We start from the raw sequence: 3,446 nt of genomic DNA on the forward strand, positions 1-3,446 counted from the left end.
GAAGCAAAAAACTGCGGACTGCCGGAAAGATGGCAGGGCGTGGATGGCGAAGCACGGGATTTTTTTGGTTGTTGAGAAAAAGTGGTTTTAAAGATTAAGATCACAAATCAAGTGTAGTTTAGCAAATGTCTGAAACTAAGACTTTTGATAGGAGAGAGTCAGATGAAAGATAAAAAGAAAATAAAAGGGAGATTAATAATAAAAAGGGAGTATTACTGCTGTTAGATGTTTTATCTTTATTAAAAACATTTCTGATAGTAAACTGATAGAAAATTATTTAGAGATAAAATTGAGATAATGTACTGGAGGTTAATGAATGGAAAAAATAAAAACAATACAAGATATTCAAAGAATGGAACAAGGTATATTAGATTATGTTGCAAATATATGCGAAGAAAATGAATTGAGATATTTTCTTGCTGGAGGAACATTGCTTGGTGCAATAAGGCATCAAGGATTTATTCCATGGGATAATGATATAGATATTTCAATGCCGCGGCCGGATTACAATAAACTGATTAGCATTGTAGAAAAAAAGCCAGATGAAAGGTATCGATTATTAAGAGTAACTAATGAAAACGATTATTATTATCCGTTTATCAAAGTCGTTGATACAAAAACGAAATTGATTGAATTAGCACGGGAAGACAGAATAGATGACATGGGAATTTTTCTTGATATTTTTCCATTGGATACAATTTCAAAGAATCATAATAAAGCACTAAGGGAGTTACGGTATGTTAATAAATGGGGAAGTAGGATTGCTGGTTCAGTATCATTTCCAATTGGGATTTCATATTTCAGAAAGATTGAACACTATCTTTGGTATTGGTTATTAAAAATGCTTAATCGGGAAAAAAGTCTTAATAGAGTGGAAAAAAGGCTGTATGCTGAGAAATTTGGAAACACAGGATATATTGTGAGTACATATGGACTTAGAAATGAAAATGAAATTATTGAATATGAAGCTTTTGCACAAACTGTTGAACTTCCGTTTGAAGGAAAGATGTATAAATGTCCAATAGGATATGATAAGTATTTGAAACAAATGTATGGTAATTATATGGAACTACCTCCAGAGAGAGAACGCATTGCACCACATGATATAGAAGTATATATGGATTAGTCATAGGAAGGTGAGAAAATGAATATTGGAGTAATATTTGCAGGTGGCGTTGGGTCAAGGATGCATAGCAAGGATATACCAAAGCAGTTCCTTGAAATTTATAACAAACCCATTATAGTTCATACAATAGAGCATTTTGAAAAAAATGAACAGATTGAAGCTATTGTAGTTGTATGCGTAGAAAAATGGATAGAGCACTTTAATAATTTGGTTTATAAGTATAGATTAAATAAAGTAAAGAAGGTAGTTCCTGGAGGGATTAGTGGGCAACTTTCTATTTATAATGGATTATGTGCAGCAAAAGAGATTGCGGCTAATAAGCCTGCAATAGTCTTAATTCATGATGGTGTTAGACCACTTATTTCATCAGAATTGCTGACAAATAATATTGAGGCAGTTAAAAAATATGGAAGTTCAATAACAAGTGGAATTGTAAAAGAGACCATTGTTGAAATTAAAGATGATGGAAAAATAGAAATGGTTCCAGATAGAGCTCATTCTAGAGTTGCAAAAGCACCTCAATGTTTTTGGTTGAGTGATATATTAGAGGCACATAAAAGGGCATTGGCTGAAAATAGAACAGATTTTATCGATTCATGCACTATGATGAACCACTATGGATTTGACTTACATATGACTGATGGTCCTTATGAAAATATTAAAATTACAACACCGGATGACTTTTATACATTAAGAGCAATTCTGCAGGCTAAGGAAGATGCCCAAATATATGGATTGGAGTAAAATAAAAATGTGCAATAGTGAATTAAATGATTGGTTTGATTTTCGGCAATTGATTGGAAAAAAGGTATTAGTTACAGGTGCAACAGGATTGATTGGAGTAAATTTGATTAAAACACTGATGAGAGAAAATGAGTTGCTTTCAGAGCCAATTCATATAATTGCATTAGTAAGAAATCCTGATAAAGCACAAAAAGTATTCGGAGATGATTATGGAAATATCAGATGTATTACAGGAAACATTATTGATCCAATTTTTATACCAGGTGAAATAGATTATATTGTACATACGGCTAGCCAGACATCGAGTAAAGGATTCGTTGAACAGCCATTAGCTACAATTAGCACGGCGATAAATGGAACATTAAATATGTTGGAATTAGCCAGAAAAAAAGAAATTAAGAAATTTGTCTATCTTTCTACAATGGAAGTGTATGGGACACCGTATACAGATGAGAAAATTGATGAATCACATGGAACTAATATTGATACGATGTCGGTAAGGTCTAGTTATCCGGAAAGTAAGCGAATGTGTGAAAATTTATGCGTATCTTATATGAAGGAATATGGAGTTCCTGTCAATGTGATTCGATTGACGCAAACATTTGGTCCAGGTGTTGCTTACAATGATGGAAGAGTATTTGCGGAGTTTGCTAGATGTGTTATAGAAAAGAAAAATATTATTCTTCATACAAATGGAGAAACAAAACGTAATTATTTATATACTCAGGATGCGGTAAATGCAATTTTGACTGTTATGATAAAAGGAAAAAATGGTCAAGTATATAATGCGGCGAATGAGTCAACATATTGTTCGATTTATGAAATGGCACAGATGGTTGCGAAAAGGTGTGCAAAAGGAGAAATTGATGTTAAAATTGAGATTGCAGATACAAGCAATTTTGGATATGCACCTACTTTAAGAATGAATCTTGATACATCAAAATTAAAATCTTTAGGATGGAAACCTAAGGTTGGATTGGAGGAAATGTTCAATAATCTTATTGATGATATGAGGGAAAATGCTATATGAGAATAGGTACAATAAGTCTTAATATAAATGCACCAGATTTTAATTATGGTGCTATGCTGCACAGTTGGGCATTTCAAAAGTATTTAAAAAATTTAGATTATGTTGAATATACAGAGATAATTGATTACACAATGCCAATACTTGAAGGACAAGATTTAAAGTATCCATTTAGACAAGCTTTATTAGGAAAGCATCTGAGGTCATTAATATATTATTTGAAAAATTATAGTATATATAAAAGACGCTTTAATAAATTTGAAAAATTTATTAAAGCAAATATATGTAAATCTCAGAATAAATATACACAAGCTACATTAAACGAAGCTAAATTGAACTATGATTGTGTTATTTGTGAAAGTGATGTTATTTGGTCGCCAGGTTTTTCGGGAGGACATTTTGATAAAAGCTTTTTTTTGGCACTTGATTCTATGCAAAATATGAAGAAAATTGCATATGCTCCAAGTATGGCAAATGGTGAGATGAATGATGGTAAGCGCAAAATATCCATGCGGATAGCATATCAACAAATATTATGCCATAATTAGA

The 3,446-nt window shown here is 32.0% G+C and carries 4 protein-coding genes; all 4 read left to right on the top strand.

What is annotated here, in order from left to right; translation table 11 throughout:
• The first annotated feature begins 316 nt into the window (after positions 1–316).
• Genes KQI69_RS07080 through KQI69_RS07095 form a run of 4 tightly spaced genes read left to right on the top strand, consistent with a single transcriptional unit; the run spans position 317 to position 3,445 of the window.
• Positions 317–1,126 carry a phosphorylcholine transferase LicD gene (locus KQI69_RS07080; protein WP_216564645.1) on the top strand — a complete coding sequence of 270 codons (810 nt, stop codon included), beginning with the start codon at positions 317–319 and terminating at the stop codon, positions 1,124–1,126.
• Between the two features lie 18 nt (positions 1,127–1,144).
• Positions 1,145–1,870, top strand: coding sequence for a 2-C-methyl-D-erythritol 4-phosphate cytidylyltransferase (locus KQI69_RS07085; RefSeq protein WP_216564646.1), 726 nt, complete (start codon positions 1,145–1,147; stop codon positions 1,868–1,870).
• Positions 1,857–2,900 (top strand): NAD(P)-dependent oxidoreductase, encoded by a 1,044-nt coding sequence (locus KQI69_RS07090; protein ID WP_253289047.1) that lies wholly within the window; start codon positions 1,857–1,859, stop codon positions 2,898–2,900. Before KQI69_RS07085 ends, KQI69_RS07090 begins: the two co-directional genes overlap by 14 nt.
• Positions 2,897–3,445: a polysaccharide pyruvyl transferase family protein gene (locus KQI69_RS07095; RefSeq protein WP_216564647.1), complete on the top strand. Its 549-nt coding sequence runs from the start codon at positions 2,897–2,899 to the stop codon at positions 3,443–3,445. The genes KQI69_RS07090 and KQI69_RS07095 overlap by 4 nt, the downstream gene beginning before the upstream one ends.
• The last annotated feature ends 1 nt before the right edge of the window (position 3,446 follow it).

The sequence above is a fragment of the Eubacterium sp. MSJ-13 genome (assembly GCF_018918235.1).
In the GTDB taxonomy this organism is placed as follows: Bacteria; Bacillota; Clostridia; order Lachnospirales; family Lachnospiraceae; genus Butyribacter.

What these genes read in the sequence shown, in the direction of transcription:
- KQI69_RS07090 (WP_253289047.1), top strand. Translation starts at nt 1,857, where the DNA reads ATGGATTGGAGTAAAATAAAAATGTGCAATAGTGAATTAAATGATTGG.
- KQI69_RS07095 (WP_216564647.1), top strand. Translation starts at nt 2,897, where the DNA reads ATGAGAATAGGTACAATAAGTCTTAATATAAATGCACCAGATTTTAAT.
- KQI69_RS07080 (WP_216564645.1), top strand. Translation starts at nt 317, where the DNA reads ATGGAAAAAATAAAAACAATACAAGATATTCAAAGAATGGAACAAGGT.
- KQI69_RS07085 (WP_216564646.1), top strand. Translation starts at nt 1,145, where the DNA reads ATGAATATTGGAGTAATATTTGCAGGTGGCGTTGGGTCAAGGATGCAT.